General features: G+C 65.5%; 16 protein-coding genes. 12 read left to right on the top strand and 4 right to left on the bottom strand.

Annotation, left to right across the window (positions count from 1 at the left end; translation table 11 throughout):
- Nucleotides 1-59: 59 nt before the first annotated feature.
- Nucleotides 60-638, bottom strand: a complete 579-nt coding sequence (locus LDJ84_RS27750) for a DUF4124 domain-containing protein (protein ID WP_065086483.1) — start codon at nucleotides 636-638, stop codon at nucleotides 60-62.
- A gap of 2 nt (nucleotides 639-640) precedes the next feature.
- Nucleotides 641-1,168 (bottom strand): DUF4124 domain-containing protein, encoded by a 528-nt coding sequence (locus LDJ84_RS27745; protein WP_024766657.1) that lies wholly within the window; start codon nucleotides 1,166-1,168, stop codon nucleotides 641-643.
- Between the two features lie 194 nt (nucleotides 1,169-1,362).
- On the opposite strand from LDJ84_RS27745, the gene LDJ84_RS27740 reads away from it, so the two are divergent.
- On the top strand, nucleotides 1,363-3,570 hold the full coding sequence (locus LDJ84_RS27740) for a mechanosensitive ion channel family protein (RefSeq protein WP_024766658.1): 2,208 nt from the start codon (nucleotides 1,363-1,365) through the stop codon (nucleotides 3,568-3,570).
- A 167-nt stretch (nucleotides 3,571-3,737) separates the two neighbouring features.
- Here LDJ84_RS27740 and glnA read toward each other — a convergent pair whose 3' ends face one another.
- Nucleotides 3,738-5,147 carry a glutamate--ammonia ligase gene (glnA, locus tag LDJ84_RS27735; RefSeq protein ID WP_037012316.1) on the bottom strand — a complete coding sequence of 470 codons (1,410 nt, stop codon included), beginning with the start codon at nucleotides 5,145-5,147 and terminating at the stop codon, nucleotides 3,738-3,740.
- 332 nt (nucleotides 5,148-5,479) lie between these two features.
- On the opposite strand from glnA, the gene thiI reads away from it, so the two are divergent.
- The 9 genes from thiI (at nucleotide 5,480) to LDJ84_RS27690 (ending at nucleotide 19,144) form a co-directional block, all read left to right on the top strand.
- Complete coding sequence (gene thiI / locus LDJ84_RS27730; RefSeq protein ID WP_065086482.1) at nucleotides 5,480-6,934, top strand: tRNA uracil 4-sulfurtransferase ThiI; 1,455 nt, start codon at nucleotides 5,480-5,482, stop codon at nucleotides 6,932-6,934.
- Nucleotides 6,935-7,104: 170 nt separating this feature from the next.
- Complete coding sequence (typA, locus tag LDJ84_RS27725; RefSeq protein WP_065086481.1) at nucleotides 7,105-8,925, top strand: translational GTPase TypA; 1,821 nt, start codon at nucleotides 7,105-7,107, stop codon at nucleotides 8,923-8,925.
- Nucleotides 8,926-9,273: 348 nt separating this feature from the next.
- A complete protein-coding gene (locus LDJ84_RS27720) occupies nucleotides 9,274-13,005 on the top strand; it encodes a DUF2339 domain-containing protein (protein ID WP_226045622.1) in 3,732 nt (1,243 codons plus the stop codon).
- Entirely contained in the window at nucleotides 13,002-14,366 is a 1,365-nt protein-coding gene (locus LDJ84_RS27715; protein ID WP_065086479.1) for a DUF3999 domain-containing protein, read from the top strand. Before LDJ84_RS27720 ends, LDJ84_RS27715 begins: the two co-directional genes overlap by 4 nt.
- A 101-nt stretch (nucleotides 14,367-14,467) precedes the next feature.
- Complete coding sequence (gene estP, locus LDJ84_RS27710) at nucleotides 14,468-16,375, top strand: esterase EstP (RefSeq protein WP_065086478.1); 1,908 nt, start codon at nucleotides 14,468-14,470, stop codon at nucleotides 16,373-16,375.
- A 231-nt stretch (nucleotides 16,376-16,606) separates the two neighbouring features.
- Nucleotides 16,607-17,620 (top strand): class 1 fructose-bisphosphatase, encoded by a 1,014-nt coding sequence (locus LDJ84_RS27705; protein WP_024766663.1) that lies wholly within the window; start codon nucleotides 16,607-16,609, stop codon nucleotides 17,618-17,620.
- The gene (locus tag LDJ84_RS27700; RefSeq protein ID WP_038803535.1) at nucleotides 17,620-18,225 is read left to right on the top strand and encodes a DUF924 family protein; all 606 of its coding nucleotides are present in this window, start codon (nucleotides 17,620-17,622) and stop codon (nucleotides 18,223-18,225) included. The genes LDJ84_RS27705 and LDJ84_RS27700 overlap by 1 nt, the downstream gene beginning before the upstream one ends.
- A gap of 72 nt (nucleotides 18,226-18,297) precedes the next feature.
- Nucleotides 18,298-18,552 (top strand): outer membrane protein assembly factor BamE, encoded by a 255-nt coding sequence (gene bamE, locus LDJ84_RS27695; protein WP_024766664.1) that lies wholly within the window; start codon nucleotides 18,298-18,300, stop codon nucleotides 18,550-18,552.
- A 37-nt stretch (nucleotides 18,553-18,589) separates the two neighbouring features.
- The gene (locus tag LDJ84_RS27690; protein ID WP_065086477.1) at nucleotides 18,590-19,144 is read left to right on the top strand and encodes a lipocalin family protein; all 555 of its coding nucleotides are present in this window, start codon (nucleotides 18,590-18,592) and stop codon (nucleotides 19,142-19,144) included.
- 141 nt (nucleotides 19,145-19,285) lie between these two features.
- On the opposite strand, the gene LDJ84_RS27685 is transcribed toward LDJ84_RS27690, so the two are convergent.
- The gene (locus LDJ84_RS27685; protein WP_024766666.1) at nucleotides 19,286-20,650 is read right to left on the bottom strand and encodes a formimidoylglutamate deiminase; all 1,365 of its coding nucleotides are present in this window, start codon (nucleotides 20,648-20,650) and stop codon (nucleotides 19,286-19,288) included.
- A gap of 247 nt (nucleotides 20,651-20,897) precedes the next feature.
- On the opposite strand from LDJ84_RS27685, the gene hutC reads away from it, so the two are divergent.
- Both hutC and LDJ84_RS27675 read left to right on the top strand, forming a co-directional pair.
- On the top strand, nucleotides 20,898-21,608 hold the full coding sequence (gene hutC, locus LDJ84_RS27680; protein WP_065086557.1) for a histidine utilization repressor: 711 nt from the start codon (nucleotides 20,898-20,900) through the stop codon (nucleotides 21,606-21,608).
- On the top strand, nucleotides 21,605-22,195 hold the full coding sequence (locus tag LDJ84_RS27675) for a HutD family protein (protein ID WP_024766667.1): 591 nt from the start codon (nucleotides 21,605-21,607) through the stop codon (nucleotides 22,193-22,195). Before hutC ends, LDJ84_RS27675 begins: the two co-directional genes overlap by 4 nt.
- The last annotated feature ends 10 nt before the right edge of the window (nucleotides 22,196-22,205 follow it).

The following is a 22,205-nucleotide window of genomic DNA, read 5'->3' as shown; positions in this document are numbered from 1 at the left end:
GAAAGTGGTGCAGGCATATGCACCGATATGGTGCATTTGTGGCTGGTCGCACGCCGCCGTCAGCGACGGTCGGCGCTGAACGGTTGGCTGCGGTCGAGGTCGAGCGAGTCGGCCACGGAAACGCGGAACATATGGAAGGGCTGGTTGGGCGTCTGCTCGATGGTGCGCCCGAGGGTGTCGATGATTTCCACCGACAGCTGGTGAGTGCCGCGATCGATGTTGTTCAGCGGGAAGACCGGGCTGCGGCCAGGGTCGCCGACCGGCTTGCCGTCCAGCAGCAGGCGGTAGAGGTGGCCGGGCAACAGGGCTGGGTCGCTGGTGGCGGAAACGATCAGGGCCCCGTCATTGGCGCGTACGGTGGCATCGGGCTCCGGCACGATGATGCGCAGCAACCGGTAGGCCGGCGGGCCGGGCGGCAGCGCGGGAGTGGCCGGTGCGTAGAGCGGCGGCGGCATCTGCACGCCGTTGGGCGAGCCGGGCTGGGAGTTGGTCGGCGCCAGTTGCAGCTTCTGCGCGTTGCCGCGCGGTGGCTGGTCGGTGAAGACGCGATTGCCGTCCTTGTCGATGTAGGTGTAGACCTCGGCGCTGGCCGAGAGGCAGAACAGTACCGAGAGCAGGAAAACCAGCAGATGACGCATCGTCAGTTGGCCTTGCGCGCAGGGCTGTTGGTGCTGATGCGTTGCAGGGTGAAGCTCACCGGACTGCTGGCCTGGATCACCCGGCTGCCCTGCAGCACCTGGACAGCCAGGGTGTGGTCGCCACGGTCGATGTTCTGCAGGCCGATGCTGGTGCTGCTGGTCGGGACGCCGTAGGGCTGGCCGTCGAGCAACAGCTGCAATTGATGATCCGGCGCCAGGGGCGGCTGCACCACGACGTTCACCGTGAAAGTACCGTTGTTCTGGCGCAGCGCTTCGTCGTTCGGCAGGTTGCTCAGGGCGAGAATGGCATAGGCACCGGCAGGCTGGTTCTGGCTGCCGCTGACGGCGGGGACGATGGGAGCCTGCGGGCCGACGGTGTTGGTCGGTGGCAATTCCACGGGCTTGGCGTCGACGTTGGTCGGCGGCTGGTTGGTGAACACCGTCTTGCCGTTGGCGTCGGTGTACTTGTAGATCTGCGCGCTGGCTGGCAATGCGGCGGCGAGCAGCAGGGCGGTAAGGATCAGGCGCATGAAGAATCTCCGGATGGTCGTGCCAAGCCTTGCACCGCCGACGGCGGCTGGCAAGTTGCCTATTGTCTTTCAGCAGGGTGCCGCGCGTTGTGCGCTGCTGCTCGTCGAAGGACCTTTCCCGCGCGGGACGGGTCCGAGCCTGGCGCCCGCGTCTGTATGATGCGGGCGAGCGTCATTTTCCATCGGTGTGGGGTGTGCCTGTGATTTCGATTCGTTACCTGCTTCGTCAGTGGCTGCTGCTGTGCTGCCTTGGCCTCGGCTTGTCCGCCGCCGGTCCTGTGCTGGCGGCGCTACCCGGGCCGCTGGCCGGGGTGACGGGCGGTGGCGAGGCCAAGGTCAGCGATGCCCAGCTGGAGCAGTCGCTGAACCAGGTGATCAAGACCCTGGAGAATGACCAGCAGCGCGGCGATCTGCTGAAGAAACTCAAGCAGCTGCGCGATGCGACGCAGAAGGGTGCACAGGAACAGGGCGGCGTGCTCGGCCTGATCGGCGATACCCTGGGCAGCCTGGAGAAGCAGTTCGAAGGCGCCAACAGCCCGATGGTGCGCTGGGCCGAGCTGTTCCAGGGGGCGGGTTACGAGCTGGAAGTGCGTACGCCGTCGCTGGCGGAATGGCCGGGGATGATCCTCGATTTTGCCCTGGTCATCCTCATCTGGGCCTGCGTCGCCCTCGGCCTGCGCTGGATCGCCGGGCGCATGCGCAAGCGCTTCGGCCTGGAAGACGAGCTGCCACAGCATCCCAAGACCCGCGACCTGCTGCTGTTCGCCTTGCGCAAACTGGGCCCCTGGCTGGTCGCCTTCCTGATTACCGTCTACCTGTCGGTTGTCCTGCCCAGCTCGCTCGGCAAACTGGTGGCGATGGTGATCGCTTACACCCTGGTGTGCGGCACGCTGTTCTCCGCCCTTTGCGTGATCTCCCTGTCGCTGCTCAGCGGTCCGCACCGCATGCGCGCGCTGGATATCCTGCGCCGTCGGGCCTTCCGTCCGCTCTGGCTGATCGGCAGCCTCGCCGCACTGGGCGAGGTGATGCACGACCCGCGCGTCATCGAGAGCCTTGGCATGAACATCTCGCTCTTCGTCGGTTCGGTGGCGAACATCTGCGCGGCGCTGCTCACCGCGCTGTTCGTCCTGCAGTTCCGCCGCCCCATCGCACACCTGATCCGCAACCAGCCGCTGGAACGCCGGCTCAAGCGCCGCGGCCTGAGCGACCTGGTCGAGCTGATCGGCTCGATCTGGTTCCTGCCGGTGCTGGTGCTGGTGGGCATTTCGCTGTTCGCCACCATCGTTACTGCCGGCGACAGCAGCTACGCACTGCGCCGGGCCCTGGTCTGCGCCGTCGTGGCGGTGGTGGCGATGACCGTCAACGGCCTGATCCGTCGCGCGCACCAGCGCTCTGCCCGGCGCGGTGCGCGTCGCCATGCGCCCTACATCGAGCAATTGCAGAGCTTCGGCTACACGCTGCTGCACATCGCCAGCCTGCTGTTCTTCCTGGAGATCGGCCTGCGCGTCTGGGGCATGTCGCTGATCCGCTTCGCCGAGGGCGACGGCTCGCAGATCAGCCTCAAGCTGTTCAGCTTCGGCACCACCCTGCTGGTCGCCTGGCTGGTCTGGATCCTCACGGACACCGCCGTGCAGCACAGCCTCGGACTGGGCGGCAAGAAGAGCGCCAATGCCCGCGCCCTGACCATGCTGCCGCTGATCCGCAACGTACTGTTCGTGACTATCGCGGTGATCGCCCTGATCGTCGCCCTGGCCAACATGGGCATGAACGTCACGCCGCTGCTCGCCGGTGCCGGTGTGATCGGCCTGGCCATCGGTTTCGGCGCGCAATCGCTGGTGGCGGATTTGATCACCGGCCTGTTCATCATCATCGAGGACTCGCTGTCCATCGACGACTACGTCGACGTCGGCGGCCACCTCGGCACGGTGGAGGGCCTGACCATCCGCACCGTGCGCCTGCGCGACCTGGACGGCGTGGTGCACACCATCCCGTTCAGCGAGATCAAGAGCATCAAGAACTACTCGCGCCAGTTCGGCTACGCCATGTTCCGCTGGCCGGTGCCGGCGAGCATGCCGATCGACGACGCGCTGGCGCTGGTCAAGGAAGTCTCCGGCGAGCTGCGCACCGACCGCACCATCAACCGCGCCATCTGGTCGCCACTGGAAATCCAGGGTATCGAGAGCTTCGATGCCGGCCAGGCGATCCTGCGCTTCCGCTTCAAGACCGCGCCGATCCGCCAGTGGGAAGTACAGCGGGCGTTCAACCTGCGCCTGCGGCAGAAGCTCGACAAGGCCGGGCTGGAGCTCTCCATGCCGCGCCTGAACGTGCAGCTTTCGCGCATGCGCAAATCGCGCCGCGAGGACGACGAGGAACAGGGCGTGCCGGCGGACGGTGGTATCTGACCCGGCCTCCCGTTGCAGAAAGGGGCCTGCTCGCGATCAGATCAGTGCCAGGCGGTTCGCGAGCAGGCTCGCTCCTGCGGGGATGAGCTGCGGCGTTTTTCTGCAGGCATAAAAAAGGCCTCCCGAAGGAGGCCTTAATGCTGTCGCTATTTATAGGTATTCGTGGATCAGACGCTGTAGTACAGGTCGTATTCCAGCGGGTGCACGAAGGTACGCACCTTGATTTCTTCTTCCGACTTCAGCTCGATGTAGGCATCGATGAACTCGTCGGTGAACACGCCGCCCTTGGTCAGGAACGCACGGCCCTTGTCGAGTTCTTCCAGCGCCTCTTTCAGGCTGCCGCACACCTGCGGGATTTCCTTCGCCTCTTCCGGCGGCAGGTCGTACAGGTTCTTGTCGGCGGCATCGCCGGGGTGAATCTTGTTCTGGATGCCGTCCAGGCCGGCCATCAGCAGAGCGGCGAAGCACAGGTAGGGGTTGGCAGCCGGGTCCGGGAAGCGCGCTTCGATGCGGCGGGCTTTCGGGCTGGAAACGTACGGGATGCGGATCGAGGCGGAACGGTTACGGGCCGAGTAGGCCAGCATGACCGGGGCTTCGAAGCCCGGAACCAGACGCTTGTAGGAGTTGGTGGCCGGGTTGGTGAAGCCGTTCAGGGCCTTGCCGTGCTTGATGATGCCGCCGATGAAGTACAGGGCGGTGTCGGACAGGCCGGCATAGCCTTCGCCCGCGAAGGTGTTCTTGCCATCCTTGGAGATGGACATGTGCACGTGCATGCCCGAGCCGTTGTCGCCGTACAGCGGCTTCGGCATGAAGGTCACGGTCTTGCCGTAGGCGTCGGCCACGTTGTGGATGCAGTACTTCAGGGTCTGCACTTCGTCAGCCTTGGCAACGAGGGTGTTGAACTTCACACCGATCTCGTTCTGGCCGGCGGTGGCCACTTCGTGGTGGTGAACTTCCACGGTCAGGCCCATTTCTTCCAGAGCGTTGCACATGGCGGTACGGATTTCGTGGTCGTGGTCGACCGGCGGTACCGGGAAGTAGCCGCCTTTAACGCCCGGACGGTGACCTTTGTTGCCGGTCTCGATGTCGGCGTCGGTGTTCCAGGAAGCCTGCTCGGAGAAGATCTTGAACATCGAGCCGGAGATGTCGGACTTGAACTTCACTTCGTCGAAGATGAAGAACTCCGGCTCCGGGCCGACGAAGACGGTGTCGCCGATACCGGTGGACTTCAGGTATTCCTCGGCGCGCTTGGCGATGTTGCGCGGGTCGCGCTCATAGCCCTGCATGGTGCTCGGCTCGATGATGTCGCAGACCAGGATCAGCGTCGGCTCTTCGGTGAACGGGTCGAGCACGGCGGTGCTGTCGTCCGGGAGCAGGATCATGTCGGAGGCTTCGATGCCTTTCCAACCAGCGATGGAGGAACCGTCGAACATCTTGCCGGCTTCGAAGAATTCATCGTCCAGGGCGTCGCGGGCGGGCATGGTGACGTGCTGCTGCTTGCCTTTGGTATCGGTGAAGCGCAGGTCAACCCACTTCACGTCATGATCTTTGATCAGTTGTTGCGACTTGTACGACATGCTGTCCTCCAGGAGGGATTAGAGCTGGGAGCTTTTTCGTGCCCCAGTATCGGGTGATGCCGGCCGGAATACTCCGCCAGGGCAACCTGCCTCACAAGAGAGCAAGTTGCGTGCCAGTGCCCGTAAACGGGCAGGGCCCCTGAAAATGCGGGCTGTGGCGGGTGTTGCGGCGAACTGCGCCGTTTCTCTGCACTGCTTTGGTGCTCCATGGTGGTGCACAAGTCCATTTTGGTGCACAAAAAAGAAAGTCTCTGATTTCTGCTCAAGTCTTGAGCAATTTCGGATATAATTCCGCCCCTTTTTTTCAGTCCCATGGCAATCGCCCGATTCGCATGAAACTCATCGTCAAGGTCTTCCAGGAAATCACCATCAAGAGCCGGCCGGTGCGCAAGCGCTTCATCCGGCAACTGGCGAAGAACATTCGCACGGTGCTCCGCGACCTCGACCCCGAGCTGATGGTCGAAGGCGAGTGGGACAACCTCGAGGTCGAGACCAGGGTCACCGACCCCAAGGCCCTGCGCGAGATGATCGAGCGGCTGACCTGCACGCCGGGCATCGGCCACTTCCTGGAAGTGCATGAGTACCCGCTGGGCGATTTCGACGACATCCTCGAGAAGTGCAAACAGCACTTCGGCGACAAGCTGCTGGGCAAAGTGTTCTCCATGCGCTGCAAGCGCGCCGGCAAGCATCCCTTCACCTCTATAGATGTGGAGCGTTATGTCGGCGGCGGCCTGCGCCAGCACTGCGGTGCGGCGGGCGTATCGCTGAAGAACCCGGAAGTGGAAGTGCGCGTGGAAATCCGCCACGACCGCCTCTATGTCATCCACGCTCAGCACGAGGGCCTGGGCGGCTATCCGCTGGGCGCGCTGGAGCAGGTGCTGGTGCTGATGTCCGGCGGCTTCGACTCCACCGTGGCGGCCTACCAGATGATGCGCCGCGGCATGATCAGCCACTTCGTGTTCTTCAATCTCGGCGGCCGTGCCCACGAACTGGGCGTGATGGAAGTCGCGCACTACCTGTGGCAGAAGTACGGCAGCTCCCAGCGCGTGCTGTTCGTCAGCGTGCCTTTCGAGGAAGTGGTCGGCGAGATTCTCACCAAGGTCGACGACAGCTACATGGGCGTGACCTTGAAGCGCATGATGCTGCGCGCCGCGAGCCGCGTGGCCGAGCGCCTGGAGATCGACGCGCTGGTGACCGGCGAGGCGATTTCCCAGGTGTCCAGCCAGACTCTGCCGAACCTCTCGGTGATCGACCGGGTGACCGACACCCTGGTGCTGCGCCCGCTGATCGTCAGCCACAAGCAGGACATCATCGATACCGCGACGAAGATCGGCACCGCCGAGTTCGCCAAGCACATGCCCGAGTACTGTGGTGTGATCTCGGTGAACCCGACCACCCAGGCCAAGCCGCAGCGCGTCGACTACGAAGAAACCAAGTTCGACATGGCCGTGCTCGACCGCGCCCTGGAACGCTCCACCCAGATGACCGTCGACCGCGTGATCGACGAACTCGGCAAGGACCTGCCGGTGGAGATGGTCGACGAAGTGTTGGCCGGCCAGATAGTCATCGACATCCGTCACCCGGATGCCCAGGAAGATGAACCGCTGGCCATCGAGGGCACCGAAGTCCTGCCGATGCCGTTCTACGCCATCAACAGCAAGTTCAAGGAACTGGACCCCAACCGCCAGTACCTCCTGTATTGCGACAAGGGCGTCATGAGCCGCCTGCACGCCCACCACCTGGTCAACGAAGGGCACACCAATGTGCGTGTTTACCGTCCGCAATAAAGGTGCGGACCAACGCCGCCAGCCCGGACTGTTCGGCGGCAGTATCCGCCACCGACCTCCCGACACATTGGGTGCGTAGGCTCACGCCCTGACCTTTTGCACCGCCGCGCCACGGCCCGGCCCCCGCTGCCGAAAACGGCAGCCGAAGATTCACTATCGAGACTGACACTGTGATCGAAAAACTGCGCAACATCGCCATCATCGCCCACGTCGACCATGGCAAGACCACCCTCGTAGACAAGCTCCTGCGCCTGTCCGGCACCCTCGACCGCAAAGAAGCGGAAAACGAGCGCGTGATGGACTCCAACGACCAGGAAAAAGAGCGTGGCATTACCATCCTGGCGAAGAACACCGCCCTGAAATGGAACGACTACAGCATCAACATCGTCGACACCCCCGGCCACGCCGACTTCGGTGGCGAGGTTGAGCGCGTGATGTCCATGGTCGACTCCGTACTGCTGGTGGTCGACGCCCAGGACGGCCCCATGCCGCAGACCCGCTTCGTGACCCAGAAGGCGTTCAAGGCCGGCCTGCGTCCGATCGTTGTGGTGAACAAGATCGACCGTCCGGGCGCGCGTCCTGACTGGGTTATCGACCAGATCTTCGACCTGTTCGACAACCTCGGCGCCACCGACGAGCAACTGGACTTCCCGATCGTCTATGCCAGTGCCCTGAACGGCATCGCCGGCATGGACCACGAGAAGATGGACGACAACATGGACGCGCTGTTCCAGGCGATCATCGACCACGTCCCGGCGCCGAAAGTCGACGTCGACGGTCCGTTCCAGATGCAGATCTCCCAGCTGGACTACAACAGCTTCCTCGGCGTGATCGGCATCGGCCGTATCGCTCGCGGCAAGGTCAAGACCAACACCCCGGTCGTGGCCATCAGCGACGACGGCACCAAGCGCAACGGCCGTATCCTGAAGATCATGGGCCACTCGGGCCTGCAGCGCATCGAAGTCGCTGAAGCCGAGGCCGGTGACATCGTCTGCGTCTCGGGCATGGACGAGCTGTACATCTCCGACACCCTGTGCGACCCGCAGAACGTCGAAGCGCGCCCGCCGCTGACCGTCGACCAGCCGACCGTGAGCATGACCTTCCAGGTCAACGACTCGCCGTTCGCCGGCAAGGAAGGCAAGTTCGTCACCAGCCGCAACATCAAGGACCGTCTGGACAAGGAACTGCTGCACAACGTGGCCCTGCGCGTCGAGCAAGGCGACTCCCCGGAGAAGTTCAAGGTCTCCGGCCGTGGCGAACTGCACCTCTCGGTACTGATCGAAACCATGCGTCGTGAAGGCTTCGAGCTGGCCGTAGGCCGTCCGGAAGTGGTCATCATCGAGACCGCCGAAGGCGAGAAGCAGGAGCCTTACGAGAACGTCACCATCGACATCGAAGAGCAGCACCAGGGCTCGGCGATGGAGCAGATGGGCCTGCGCAAGGGCGATCTGACCAACATGATCCCCGACGGCAAGGGTCGCGTGCGCCTGGAATACACCATCCCGGCGCGTGGCCTGATCGGCTTCCGTAACAACTTCCTGACCCTGACATCGGGCACCGGCATCCTGACCTCGACCTTCAGCCACTACGGCCCGATCAAGGCCGGCGAAGTGACCAACCGTCAGAACGGCGTACTGGTCTCCATGGCCACCGGCACCGCGCTGACCTACTCGCTGGAAACCCTGCAGAGCCGCGGCAAGCTGTTCCTCGGCCCAGGCGACGAGATCTACGAAGGCCAGCTGGCCGGCATCAACAGCCGCGACAACGACCTGGTGATCAACCCCACCAAAGGCAAGAAGCTCGACAACATGCGCGCTTCGGGCAAGGACGAAGTCATCGCCCTGGTTCCGCCGATCCGCTTCACCCTCGAGCAGGCGCTGGAATTCATCGCCGATGACGAGCTGGTGGAAGTGACGCCGAAGTCGATCCGTCTGCGCAAGAAGATGCTGAACGAGAACGACCGCAAGCGCTACGAGCGCGCCAAGGTCTAAGTCGACCAGCAGTACGAGAAAGCCGGGCTTATGCCCGGCTTTTTTTTGCCCGTCTTCCGCGCTGGAGGTTTGTTCTTTGTAGGAGCGAGCTTGCTCGCGAACGAGTTACCCGGTAACGCCGGAGCTGGGCGGTTCGCGAGCAAGCTCGCTCCTACAGCTAAGTGTCACCTTTTAGGAAATTTCTGACTTTTTCACGGGGCGTGGCCGAACGACACCTTCCGACGTCAGAGTATTCGAAGCTGTGAGATCGTGGACGCAGGCCAGGGAGCCGGGCCGATATACTCAGCTGTCCGGGCGTACGCGTCCGGATCGGGATGGATTCGCACAGAACCTCAAGGATTCGAAAGCATGCAATGGATTTTCATGCTGGTCGGCCTGGTCATCGGCGCCGCTGCGGGCGAGTCGATCACCGGGGCGGTACTCGGCGCGGTGATGGGCCTCGCGCTGGGGCAGACCTTCGCGCTGCACAGCCTGCAACGGGAGAACGCCAGCCTTCGTGGTGAGCTGAAGGCTTTTGGCGAGCGCTTCGACCAGGGCACCAAGGCTCTCTATGAGCGGCTGCTGCAGGTGGAGCGCGGCGCGGCCGGGCAGGTGCCGCCGGCCGGCGTCGAGTACACCGCGCCCGAGATGCCCGTTGCTGCGTCCAAGACTGAGGCAGACGCCGACGGCGAGCCCGAATTCGAGGCACCCACCCGCGAAGCTGTTGCCACCGAGCTGGAGTGGAGTATCGAGCTGCCTGCCGACGAGCTGGCGCCCGCCCTAGCGCCTGCTGCGCGGGAGGAAGCAGCTGTCGAGTGGTCGGACCTGGTGCTCGAACCCCTGGACAAGCCAGCAACCCAGGTGCGTGTCGAAGAGCCCGAGGTTCGGCCACACGCGGCTCCTGCCGCCCCGCCGGTGCCACCACAACCGCCAGTTCCCTCCCTGTTCGACCGCGCCTTCGGGGCCGCCCGCGACTGGCTGCTCGGCGGCAACACCGTACTGCGCGTCGGCGTGCTGCTGTTGTTCCTCGGCCTGGCCTTCCTGCTGCGCTACGCCACCGAGGGCATGACCATGCCGCCGCAGGGGCCGTACATCGGCACCGCCGCCGCCGCGCTGGCGTTGCTCGGCCTGGGTTGGTGGCTGCGTCATCGGCGCCCGGCCTATGCGCTGATCCTTCAGGGCACCGGTATCGCCGTGCTCTACTTGACGGTGTTCGCCAGTATCAAGCTGTACCCGGCGATGAACCACGGCGAAGTGCTGATCGATCCGCAGGCCGGGTTCGTGCTGCTGGTGGCGGTCACCCTGTTCTCGGCGATCCTGGCCATCCTCCAGGATGCGCTGGGCCTCGCCGCTGCTGCCGTGCTGGGTGGTTTCGCCGCGCCGATCCTGGCTTCCACCGGCGGCGGCAGCCATGTCGCGCTGTTCAGCTACTTCGCCCTGCTCAACGCCGGTATCTTCGCCATCGCCTGGTTCAAGGCCTGGCGCCTGCTCAACCTGATCGGCTTCTTCGGCACCTTCGGTATCGGTCTCGCCTGGGGGCTGCGCTCCTACAAGCCGGAACTGTTCGCCACCACCGAGCCGTTCCTGGTCCTGTTCTTCCTCACCTACGTCGCCATCGGCCTGCTGTTCGCCCGCCGGCGCCTGCGCGAGGCGGCTGGCGCGCCGGAAGATGACTCCCGCGAGGCGCTGCTGCGCTGGTCGGCGCGGCAGACCGACTACGTCGACGGCACCATCCTGTTCGGCACGCCGTTGGTGGGCTTCGGCCTGCAGTACGGGATCATCCAGCACCTGGCGTTCGGCGCTGCGTTCAGCGCCTTGGCGCTGGGCCTGTTCTACATGGTGCTCGCCCGCGTGCTGGCCGGTCGCACTGCCGGCCGCGCGCTGCTGTTGGTGGAAACCTGCCTGGCGCTGGGCGTGGTATTCGGCACCCTGGCGATTCCGCTGGGCCTGGACGCGCGCTGGACGTCTGCCGCCTGGGCCGTGGAAGGCGCCGGTATCCTCTGGCTCGGGCTGCGCCAGCAGCGGCCGCTGGCGCGGATTTTTGCCCTGCTGTTGCAAGTGGGCGCAGCGCTGGCGTTCCTCGCCGGGCTGCATGCCGACCCGCAATCGCTGACGCTGCTCGAAGGCGCACCGCTGGGCGCGCTGATGCTCGGTGTGGCATTGCTGTTCAGCTTCTGGAACCTGCGCAATGCCGATCCACACATTCTGCGCAACTGGGAGCCGAGTGCGCGTCCGGTCCTGGCAGCTTTCGGCCTGGCCTTCCTCTACCTGATCGCGCCCCTGCTGCTGGGCGCGGACGGCACGGCCATGACCTGGGCCATCGCCGGGCTGGCCACGCTGTTCGCCGCGCTGCGCCTGCGCTCGCGCACTTTCCTGGCCTGCGCATTTGCCGTGCAGCTGTTGGGCGGAGCGGTGTTCCTCCTGCATCTGCATGGCGCGCAGGAGGGCGGCGGGGTGCTGGGCTCCGGCTGGCGCGGGCTGGTCACGGCCTCGCTGATTGGCCTCGCGCTGATCGCAGGCATGCTGGTCGCTGCGAGAGACGCCATGGTCCGCGACGACCGCCGGCTGATGCTGGGATTGAGCGTGGTCCTGCTGCTGGGCCTGGCCTTCGTCAACCTCGCCGTGCTTTTCGTGCTGCCGTGGCAAGCGGCGGCGGCGGTGTGGGCGGGCAGCGGCCTGCTGATCCTCTGGTTGAGCCTGCAATTGCAGCAACGCGCCGCTTTCGTCTTCGGCCTGGTGCTGCAGGTGATTGGCGCGGGCGCCTTCCTCTTCGGTGGCGCCGCGCTGTTCGGCGACCTGCCCAGCGAGGGCCTGAAGCCGCTGGCGCACATGGGCTTCTGGACTCCGGCGGTGCTGGCGCTGGCCGCTCTGGTCGGCGCCTGGCGCCTGCACCGGGCCAGCGAGCGCGAGCGCAACCTGGCGCTGGGTGGTCTTGGGCTGGAGCAGCTTTCGCAGTTGCTGCTGGTCTGGGGCGCCGGCTGGTGGGCATTGACCGCGCTGTGGGAGATCGCCCGCTTCGTGCCCGGCGAGATGCGTGAGCACGTGGCAGTGCTGGTGGCTGCGATCAGCGTGGGCTTCTGGTCGCTGCTGGCGCGCCGCGAGCAATGGCGCGCGCTGGCGCTGCTGTGCCTGGCGCTGGTGCCGATGTCGCTAGTGGCCCTGGCCAGTGCCTGGAACCTGCAGTACCACCCGCTGGCAGAGCTGGGCTGGCTTGGCTGGCTGGCGGTGTTCGTGGTGCACTTCCTCATACTGCGTCGCCTCGATGCGCTGCTACCGCGCCTGGCCGCGCGCACGGCCCATGTGCTGGGCTGCTGGCTGATCCTCGGCGTGCTGGCGCTGGAGCTGCGCTACCTGTTCTTCGCCCTGGCCGAGCACTACAACGCCTGGCGCTGGCTGGGTTGGGCGCTGGTACCGAGCCTGTTCCTGATCCTCATGGGCGGTGTGGCGCGCCTGCCGTGGCCGGTGGCCGCCTTCGAGCGCGAGTACCGCGCCATCGCCGCCGCTCCGGTAGCCCTGGCGCTACTGGGCTGGTTCTGGCTGGTCAACCTGTTCAGCAACGGCGCGGCCGACCCGCTGCCGTACCTGCCGCTGCTGAACCCGCTGGAGCTGGGCATGCTCATCGTGCTCGGGGCGATCTTCCAGTGGACGCGCCTGGGCCTGCCGCAACTGGGCGTGGCCGAATCCACCCTGCGCCTGCCGGTGCAGGCGCTGCTGGGCGCCTCGCTGTTTGCCCTGCTGACCATGGCCGTGTGCCGTACCGCGCACCATTGGGGCGGCGTGCCGTTCGAGTTCGACGCCCTGAGCCAGTCCATGCTGGTGCAGGCCGGGCTGTCCATCGTCTGGGCGCTGATCGCGCTGGGTCTGATGATCGCCGGGCACCTGCGTGGCCGGCGTGATTTCTGGCTGGTCGGCGCGGTGCTGCTGGTCGTGGTGGTGATCAAGCTGTTCCTGGTCGACCGTGCCAGTGGCGGCAGCCTGGAACGCATCATTTCCTTCATCGGTGTCGGCGTGCTGATGCTGATCGTCGGCTACTTCGCGCCGCTGCCGCCGCGCCGGCCTGTGCCCGAAGAGTCATCGCAACAGGAGCAACCCTCCGCATGAAGCTCAAGACACTCGTACTTTTCATCGGCGCGTGCCTGCTGGGTAATCACGCCAGTGCTGCGCCCGCGCCGGCGGATTTCGCCAGTCGCGTGCCGCTGGAGGTTTCCGGCAACGGCCCCTGGTACCGCGTGCAACTGCCCATCGAAGTGCTGTTCGCGGCCCGCCATGGTGACCTGCGCGACGTGCGCATTTTCAACGCCGAGGGCGAGGCGCTGCCCTACAGCCTGCGCACCAGCGCGGCGAGCGAGAAAGAGGTGCGCAGCGAAGTGCAGGCGCGCATCTTCCCGCTGCGGGGAGCCTCCGGCAGTGCGGCCGGCGACAACCTGAAGATCGTCCGCAGCACCACCGGCACCATCCTGGAAATCACCCCGAATGCGCCGACGCCGGACAAGGCTCAGGTGCTCCGCGGCTGGCTGCTGGAGACCGGTGCCGGCGACCTGCCGCTGGACCGCCTGCAGCTTGACTGGACGGCCGACAGCGACGGCTTCCAGCGCCTGCGCATCGAGGCCAGCGACGACCTCGAACACTGGCGCTCGCTGGGCGAGGGACAACTGGCGCGGCTGGACTTCAACGGCCAGCGTATCGAGCAGAACGACATCGCCTTGCCGGGCGAAACAGCGCGCTACCTGCGCCTGTGGTGGGAGTCGCCGGAGCAGGCCGCGCAACTGGTGGGCGCCACGCTCAGTGGCAGCCGCAGCAGTAGCGGCCCGGTGCCGATGCTCTGGTCCGAACCGCTGGCGGCCAAGGCCGACACTAATGGTGACTTCAACTGGAGCCTGCCGCTGGCGCTGCCGGTGGAGCGCGTGCGGATTCCTCTGCAGCAGGACAACACCCTGGCGCCGGTGGTCATCTCTGGTCGCCACGACGGCAACGTGCAGTGGACCCCGCTGGCGCGCGGCGTGCTGTATCGCCTGCCGGGGCAGGGTGGCGAGATTACCCAGGAAGAGCTGGAGCTGCCTGGCAGCACGTTGGGCCAGTTGCGCCTGCAAGTGGATTCGCGCGGTGGTGGCCTCGGCGGCTCGACAGCGCACCTGAGCGTGGGCGTGCGCGCCAGCGAGCTGGTGTTCCTCGCCCGCGGCGGTGCGCCCTATGAGCTGGCGGTGGGCAACGGTTCGATCACCGATGGCAGCCTGCCGTTGACCACCCTGGTGCCCGGCTACGAGCCCAAGCGCCTGGCGGGCGTGGGCGAGGCACGGCTCAAGGGCACTCTTCAGGCTCCTGCCACACCCGCGACGGCCAAGGAGGCGAAGGCCGATACAAACTGGAAACGCTACGGCCTGTGGGCGCTGCTGCTGGCGGGCGTCGGCCTGCTCGCGCTGATGGCGCTGAGCCTGCTGCGGAGCAATCGCCAGGCCAGCTGATCGACGCGGATCGCCGCAAGATAGGGGTGTCGCCTATAGAAATTCTGATACTGTCTTGGTTGTTCTGATTACCGAATAACAACAAAGCATGGAGTAGCAGAATGATCAGAAAGGCGCTCACCCCGCTGGCGGCTGCGTGCGCGATGGCCATTGCCGCACAGGCCTCCGCAGCCCCTTCGCCGTATTCCACCATGGTCGTCTTCGGCGACAGCCTGAGCGATTCCGGACAGTTCGCCGACGCCGGCGGCCCTGCCGGTGCCAGCACCCGCTTCACCAACCGCGTCGGCCCCACCTACCTGGACGGCAGCGGCGAGATTTTCGGCCCCACGGCGCCGATGATCCTGGGCGGCAAGCTGGGCATCAATGGCGCCGACCTGAACCCCTCCACGTCGCTGGTCCCCGGCACCGTAGACGGCAACAACTGGGCAGTCGGCGGCTATCGCACCGACCAGATCTACGATTCCATCACCGCGCCCGGTGGCTCTGTCGTCACCTCCGGCTCCAACAGCCGTACCCGTGATGGCTACCTGGTGAACAATCGCGCCGACCCGAACGCACTGTATTACCTCACCGGCGGCGGCAACGACTTCCTCCAGTTCCGCATCACCGACGACCCCACGGCCCGCGCCGCCGCCGGCCGCCTGGTGGACAGCGTCGATGCGCTGCACAACGCCGGTGCGCGCTACATCATGGTCTGGCTGCTGCCCGACCTCGGCCAGACCCCGGCCACCAACGGCACCGTGCTGGAATCCTTTGGCACCCAGCTGTCGGGCATCTTCAACGAGGAGCTGGCCGCGCAGCTGGCCGCCTCCAATGCCAACGTCATCCCGCTGAACATCCCGGCGATGTTCAAGGAAGTCCTGGCCAACCCGGGCGCCTATGGCCTGGCCACCGACCAGAACCTGATCGGCACCTGCTTCAGCGGCAACAGCTGCCCCGAAAACGCTGTGTATGGTCGCCACGGCAGCAGCCTCGATCCGACCAAGCTGATCTTCAACGACGGCGTGCACCCGACCATCGCCGGCCAGACGCTGATTGCCGACTATGCCTACTCGGTGCTCTCTGCCCCGTGGGAAGCAACCATGCTGCCGGAGATGGCCCTGGGTACGTACAACGCCTACCAGGACCAACTGCGCAGCCAGTGGCTGGCGGACTGGGAAAGCTGGCAGGGCGTGAATCAGTGGCGCGGCTTCGTCAGCGGCGGCGCGCAGCACCTGGACTACGACGACCAGGACAGCGCGGCCGACGGCTCCGGCTACGGCGCCAACCTGACCCTGGGCACCAGCTATCGTCTCGACGACGCTTGGCGCGTCGGTGGCTCGCTGGGCTTCTACCGGCAGAAACTGGAGCTGGGTTCCGACGACTCCGACTACAAGCTCAACAGCTACCTGGGCAGCCTGTTCGTGCAGTTCCAGCAGAACCGCTGGTGGGCCGACGCCTCTATCACTGGCGGCAAGCTCGACTTCGACGATGCCAATCGCAAGTTCAGCATCATCAACCACGAAGTCGAGGAAAAGGCCGACACCGACGGCAGCCTGCTGGCCTTCAGCGGTCGCCTGGGCTACGACATTGCCCAGGGCGGCGAGAACTGGCACCTGTCGCCCTTCGTCAGTGCGGACTGGGCGCGGGTGAAAGTGGACAGCTACGAAGAGGGCAGCGGCCGTTCCACCGCGCTGGCCTATGACGAGCAGAATCGCTACTCCCGGCGCCTCGGGGTGGGCCTGCAGGGCAAGTTCGACGTATCGCCGCAGACCCAGCTGTTCGGTGAAGTCGCGGTAGAGCGGGAATATGCCGACGACACCCAGAACGTCGGCATGAACTTCACCAGCCTGCCGGACATCGGCTTCAGCCTGCAGGGCTATACCCCGCAGAGTCACCTGCAGCGCGCCACCATTGGCGTCGCCCAGAAGCTGACCCCGGAGCTGACCCTGCGCGGCGGCTACAGCGCACACCGCAGCAGCGACGACCTGGCACAGGGGGTGAACCTGGCGCTGAGCCTGGACTTCTGATCGCCTGAGGTGAATGAGCGGGGTGACGGGCGGATGCGGCCGTCACCCCGTTTTCTTTCACGTGGGCCGCTCGCCGCGCGGCCGAAGGTCGCGGGGCCGACCGGCGTTGGGGAACTGCCCGTGAGCGGCGGGCTCCAAGCATTCGGTGAGCCGCTGTGCAAGGAGGCATCGCGGTCGTTTCCACGCTAGAATGCGCCCTGATTTTTTTCCTCTTCTCCCCTGGAGCCTTCCATGTCCCGCGTTACCCTGAGCCGCTACCTGATCGAGCAGACCCGCAGTCACAATACCCCGGCCGACCTGCGCTTCCTCGTCGAGGTAGTAGCGCGCGCCTGCAAGGAAATCAGCCATGCCGTCTCCAAGGGCGCCCTGGGCGGCGTGCTGGGCAGCATGGGCACCGAGAACGTGCAGGGCGAAGTGCAGAAGAAGCTGGACGTGATCTCCAACGAGATCCTCCTGGAGGCCAACGAGTGGGCCGGCAACCTGGCCGGCATGGCATCCGAGGAGATGGACCATCCCTACCAGATTCCGGGAAAGTACCCCAAGGGCGCCTACCTGCTGGTCTTCGATCCGCTGGACGGCTCCTCCAACATCGACGTCAACGTCTCGGTCGGCACCATCTTCTCCGTGCTGCGCTGTCCGCATGAGTACCTGAGCCAGAATGACAGCCTGCGCGAGGAAGCCTTCCTGCAGCCGGGTACCACCCAGGTCGCCGCCGGCTACGCCATCTACGGCCCGCAGACCATGCTGATCCTGACCCTGGGCAATGGCGTGAAGGGCTTCACCCTGGACCGCGAACTGGGCAGCTTCGTGCTGACCCACGAGAACATCACCGTGCCCACCAGCACCGCCGAATTCGCCATCAACATGTCCAACGAGCGCCACTGGGAAGCTCCGGTGAAGCGCTATGTCAGCGAACTGCTGGCCGGCAAGGAAGGCCCGCTGGGCAAGAACTACAACATGCGCTGGATCGCCTCCATGGTGGCCGACGTGCACCGCATCCTGACCCGCGGTGGAGTGTTCATGTACCCGCGCGACTCCCGCGAGCCGGAGAAGCCCGGCAAGCTGCGCCTGATGTACGAAGCCAACCCGATGTCCTTCATCATCGAGCAGGCTGGCGGCGCCGCCACCAACGGCCACCAGCGCATCCTCGACATCCAGCCGGAAAACCTGCACCAGCGCGTCGCGGTGTTCCTGGGCTCCAAGGAAGAAGTCGAACGCGCCACCGCCTACCACCAGGAAGGCTGATGAGCGCCGCGCCCTGGCAGTCGCTGCTCGACTGGTGGTTCGGCAACGCGCTGGACGCCAACGAAGTCGCCGCCCAGCGCAACGCCCTGTGGTTCGGCAAGAGCGCCTGCCAGGACGTGGACTCGGAAAACCGTTTCGGTGGCCTGGTGCGCCAGGCCCTGGACGGTGGTCTGCAGGAGTGGGAGCGCGAGCCGCAGAGCTGGCTGGCGCTGATCCTGCTGCTGGACCAGCTGCCACGGATGATCTTCCGTGATTCCCCGCGCGCCTACGCCGGCGATGCCCGCGCCCAGCAACTGGTGCGCCAGGGGCTGGAGGCCGGTTTCGATCGCCAGTTGCCGCGCATCGAGCGAGTGTTCGTCTACATCGTGCTGGAGCACGCCGAGAATCTGGCCAGCCAGAACGAGGCAGTGCGCCTGTATGAGGAATTGCAGGGCGAATCCAGCGAGAGCGAGAAGGTGCTGTTCGCTGGTTACCTCGCCTATGCGCGCAAGCACCAGGTGGTGATCAAGCGCTTCGGCCGCTTCCCCCACCGCAACGCCATTCTCGGCCGCGAATCCACGGTCGAAGAAGTACAGTTCCTCACGGAACCTGGCTCACGTTTCTGACTCCAACCCGGCGGCCGAACCGGTCGCTCTGTGCCAAGCTTGTTGGTCTGCCCCCAAAAAATGGAGTTGTCGATGTCTTTCCGCCGCCTCGCGCTCGTCGCGTTCTGTGTCGTCCTGGCCGCTTGCAGCAAAGTGAACCAGGAGAACTATTCCAAGATCAAAACCGGCATGAGCAAGGCCGAGGTGGAAAGCCTGCTCGGCAAGCCTGCCGAATGCTCCGGCGCACTGGGGGTTTCCAGCTGCACCTGGGGAGACGAGAAGGCTTTCATCAGCATCCAGTACGCTGGCGACAAAGTGCTGCTGTTCTCCGCCCAGGGCCTGAAGTAGGCCTGGGGGACGGGGCGGGCAGCCAAGGAGCAACGCAATGCGTCGATCCCTTATCTGGTTGGCCTGCCTCGCCGCGTTGAGCGGTTGTGCCGGTTCCTCGCCGCAACCGCCGCAGACCGTGCAGGTCGACCTCAAGCGCTACGAGGGCACCTGGTACGAGTTGGCGCGCAAGCCGATGTTTTTCCAGCGCCACTGCGCGCAGTCGGAAGCCCACTATCGGTTGCAGCCTGATTCCAGCATCGCGGTGACCAATCGCTGCCTGACCACCGACGGTGAATGGGACCAGGCCACCGGCCGCGCCGAAGCGCAGGTGCCGGGCCGCACCGACAAGCTCTGGGTGCGTTTCGACAACACCTTCACGCGGATCTTCCCGGGGCTCGCCAAGGGTGACTATTGGGTACTCTACGTCGACGACGATTACCAGACCGCGCTGGTGGGCAACCCGAATCGCGAGTACCTCTGGCTGCTGTCGCGCAAGCTGGTGGTGCCGGATGCCACCCGCATGAAGCTGCTGGGGCTGGCCCATGAGCGCGGCTACCAGACCGACGACCTGATCTGGCGGGCAGCCGATTCCAGTTCGGCGGCCCAATAAAAAACGCCCCTCGGGGCGTTTTTTCATGGCGGGTATTTCGCGCGGTATTGCCGGCGCGGGCTTTTCGTAGGAGCGAGCTTGCTCGCGAACTCGCCTCGCAGCGAAGGCTGTTCGCGAGCAAGCTCGCTCCTACAGGGGCTGTCAGTCCAGCAGCTCGCGAAGGACGCCACCGAACGCCTGGGCGCTTTGTTCTTCAAGCGCGTGCCGGCCTTCGCGCACACGCCATTGCCCGGCAACCATCACATCGCGTACCTGGCGGTCGCCGCCGGCGAACAGCCAGCGGTTGAGGATCGCGTCGCCACGGGCAGTTTGCAGGTAAGGGTCGCCACCGTTGAGTACCAGCAGGTCGGCGCGCTTGCCGACAGCCAGTTCCCCCGTGGGCTGGCCAAGCGCCTGTGCGCCGCCGCTGAGGGCGGCATCGAACAGGGTGCGGCCAACCATGGGCTGGTCCTTGCCGTAGAGGCGGTTGCGGCGCTGGTCGCGCAGGCGCTGGCCATATTCCAGCCAGCGCAGTTCCTCGACCACGCTCAGTGATACATGGCTGTCCGAACCGATGCCGAAGCGGCCGTTTTGGGCGAGGTAATCCACCGCCGGGAAGATGCCGTCGCCCAGGTTCGCCTCGGTGGTCAGGCAGAGGCCGGCGACCGCACCACTACGGGCCATGGCGGTGACTTCGTCGGGTTCGGCGTGGGTGGCGTGGACCAGGCACCAGCGTTCGTCCACCGCGACGTTCTCGTACAGCCACTGCAGTGGTCGGCGACCGCTCCAGGCCAGGCAGTCGTCGACTTCCTTCTGCTGCTCGGCGATGTGGATGTGCACCGGGCAGCCGCTGGAATCAGCGCCCAGCACCTCGGTGATCTGCTGCGGTGTCACCGCGCGCAGGGAGTGGAAGCACAGGCCGAGGCCCTGCTGCGGCTGGTCTGCCAGGTGCGTGCGCAGCCCGTCGATCAATTTCAGGTAGCTGTCCGTGCTGTTGATGAAACGGCGCTGGCCTTCGCTCGGCGACTGGCCGCCGAAACCGGCGTGGGAGTAGAGCACCGGCAGCAGGGTCAGGCCGATGCCGGCATCCGCCGCGGCTTGGCTGACGCGCAGCGCCAGTTCCGCCGGGTTGGCATAGGGCTGGCCGTCGATGTCGTGGTGCACGTAGTGGAATTCGGCGACGCCGGTGTAACCGGCCTTGAGCATTTCGATGTACAGCTGGCGGGCGATCACCCCGACCTGCTCGGGCGACAGGCGACCGACCAGGCGATACATCAGCTCGCGCCAGGTCCAGAAGCTGTCGTTGGGGTTGCCGGCAACTTCCGCCAGGCCCGCCATGGCGCGCTGGAAGGCGTGGGAGTGCAGGTTCGGCATGCCCGCCAGGACCGGTCCGGCGATGCGCTCGGCGCCTTCTGCGCTGGCGTCCGGGGTGATCGCGGTGAACTGGCCCGCGGCATCGATTTCGAAGCGGACGTTGCGCGCCCAGCCAGAAGGCAGCAGTGCAGTTTCGGCGAACAGAACGGACATGCGGGAGGTCCTCGCAGGTTTCTTGGAATTTGTATATACATATACAGACGTTTGCCGGGGCCGTAAACTGCAAGGCAACCCGGCGGTCGTCAGAGGACTTGTATGCACGGGTCGAATCCGGTACATGCCGGAGTCAGACCGCAGTCGCCCTCCATAGAAAGAACACCGTCGCCACGACAAGGAGTTTCCCGTGCCCGCATCGCCCACGCCTACCCCGCCCGCCGAGGGTTCGTCGCTCGCCGCGCAGATGGGGGAAATTCCCGCGCCGCTGTACGCTCGCGTCAAGCAGATGATCATCCAGCAGATCCAGTCCGGAACCTGGCCGCCGCACCACCGCGTGCCGTCCGAGGCGGAGCTGGTTGCCGAGCTGAGTGTCAGCCGCATGACCATCAACCGCGCGCTGCGCGAGCTGACTGCCGACGGCCTGCTGGTGCGCATGCAGGGCGTCGGCACCTTCGTCGCCGAGCCCAAGGGCCAGTCGGCGCTGTTCCAGGTGCAGAACATCGCCGAGGAAATCACTGCCCGCGGGCACAAGCACCACCTCGTGGTGATCAGTCTGGTGGAAGAGCTGGCCAGCGCCGAGCGCGCGCTGGCGCTGGACGTGCGCGAGGGCCAGCGCATCTTCCACTCGGTGATCGTGCACTACGAAAACGATATCCCGGTGCAGATCGAGGACCGCTACGTCAACGCAGCCGTGGCGCCGGATTACCTCAAGCAGGATTTCACCGGGCAGACGCCCTTCGCCTACCTCACCCAGGTCGCCCCGCTGAGCGAGGGCGAGCACGTGGTCGAGGCGGTGCTGCCCAGCCCCGAGGAATGCAAGCTGCTGTCCGTCGACCGCCATGAGCCATGCCTGCTGATCCGCCGGCGCACCTGGTCGGGACGCAATACCGTGACCAGCGCGCGCCTGCTCTATCCGGGTTCGCGCTACCGCCTGGAAGGACGATTCAGTTCATGAGTGAAGTGCGAATTCTGCGCGCCGCCGACTACCCGGCGATGCCCTGGAAGAACGGCGCGGGCACGACCCGCGAGATCGTCCGCGATGCCGGCGATGGCCTGGAAGGCTTCGGCTGGCGCGTGTCCATCGCCGACGTAGGGGCGCCGGGGCCGTTCTCTGCGTTCACCGGTTACCAGCGCGTCATCAGCGTGTTGCAAGGCGAGGGTATGCGGCTGAGCGTGGACGGCATCGATTCCCGCGACCTGCGCGCACTCGATGCCTTCGCCTTCGATGGCGCCAGTGCGGTGGACTGTACGCTGCTGGGCGGCGCGATTCGTGACTTCAATCTGATCTATTCGCCCACTCGCTACCGGGCACGCTTGCAGTGGCTGCGGTTGGACCGCGAGGCGCATTTCTTCAGCAGCGCTTCCACGGTGCTGTTGTTCAGTACGGGCGAGGGGGTTCACCCCAGTCTGAACGGCGAGGCCGCCGGGGTGCTGGGGCTGCATGACACGCTGATTGCCGAAGGTGCGGGCGTTCTGCGGGAGTGGCGGCTGGCGATGGCGGGAAGTGCAGATATCTGCGTGATCGAACTCGATCCGCGATGAACAACAAGGG

It is taken from the genome of Pseudomonas sp. HS-18, from assembly GCF_020401845.1.
In the GTDB taxonomy this organism is placed as follows: domain Bacteria; phylum Pseudomonadota; class Gammaproteobacteria; order Pseudomonadales; family Pseudomonadaceae; genus Pseudomonas; species Pseudomonas nitroreducens.
Note: the sequence above shows the minus strand (reverse complement) of the source record. Positions and strands in the feature narration are given on the sequence as shown.

Excerpts from the sequence above, each read along its gene's own strand:
- LDJ84_RS27750 (WP_065086483.1), bottom strand. The coding sequence starts at position 638 with ATGCGTCATCTGCTGGTTTTCCTGCTCTCGGTACTGTTCTGCCTCTCG.
- LDJ84_RS27745 (WP_024766657.1), bottom strand. The coding sequence starts at position 1,168 with ATGCGCCTGATCCTTACCGCCCTGCTGCTCGCCGCCGCATTGCCAGCC.
- glnA (WP_037012316.1), bottom strand. The coding sequence starts at position 5,147 with ATGTCGTACAAGTCGCAACAACTGATCAAAGATCATGACGTGAAGTGG.
- thiI (WP_065086482.1), top strand. The coding sequence starts at position 5,480 with ATGAAACTCATCGTCAAGGTCTTCCAGGAAATCACCATCAAGAGCCGG.
- LDJ84_RS27720 (WP_226045622.1), top strand. The coding sequence starts at position 9,274 with ATGCAATGGATTTTCATGCTGGTCGGCCTGGTCATCGGCGCCGCTGCG.
- LDJ84_RS27715 (WP_065086479.1), top strand. The coding sequence starts at position 13,002 with ATGAAGCTCAAGACACTCGTACTTTTCATCGGCGCGTGCCTGCTGGGT.
- estP (WP_065086478.1), top strand. The coding sequence starts at position 14,468 with ATGATCAGAAAGGCGCTCACCCCGCTGGCGGCTGCGTGCGCGATGGCC.
- LDJ84_RS27705 (WP_024766663.1), top strand. The coding sequence starts at position 16,607 with ATGTCCCGCGTTACCCTGAGCCGCTACCTGATCGAGCAGACCCGCAGT.
- LDJ84_RS27700 (WP_038803535.1), top strand. The coding sequence starts at position 17,620 with ATGAGCGCCGCGCCCTGGCAGTCGCTGCTCGACTGGTGGTTCGGCAAC.
- bamE (WP_024766664.1), top strand. The coding sequence starts at position 18,298 with ATGTCTTTCCGCCGCCTCGCGCTCGTCGCGTTCTGTGTCGTCCTGGCC.
- LDJ84_RS27690 (WP_065086477.1), top strand. The coding sequence starts at position 18,590 with ATGCGTCGATCCCTTATCTGGTTGGCCTGCCTCGCCGCGTTGAGCGGT.
- LDJ84_RS27685 (WP_024766666.1), bottom strand. The coding sequence starts at position 20,650 with ATGTCCGTTCTGTTCGCCGAAACTGCACTGCTGCCTTCTGGCTGGGCG.
- hutC (WP_065086557.1), top strand. The coding sequence starts at position 20,898 with ATGGGGGAAATTCCCGCGCCGCTGTACGCTCGCGTCAAGCAGATGATC.
- LDJ84_RS27675 (WP_024766667.1), top strand. The coding sequence starts at position 21,605 with ATGAGTGAAGTGCGAATTCTGCGCGCCGCCGACTACCCGGCGATGCCC.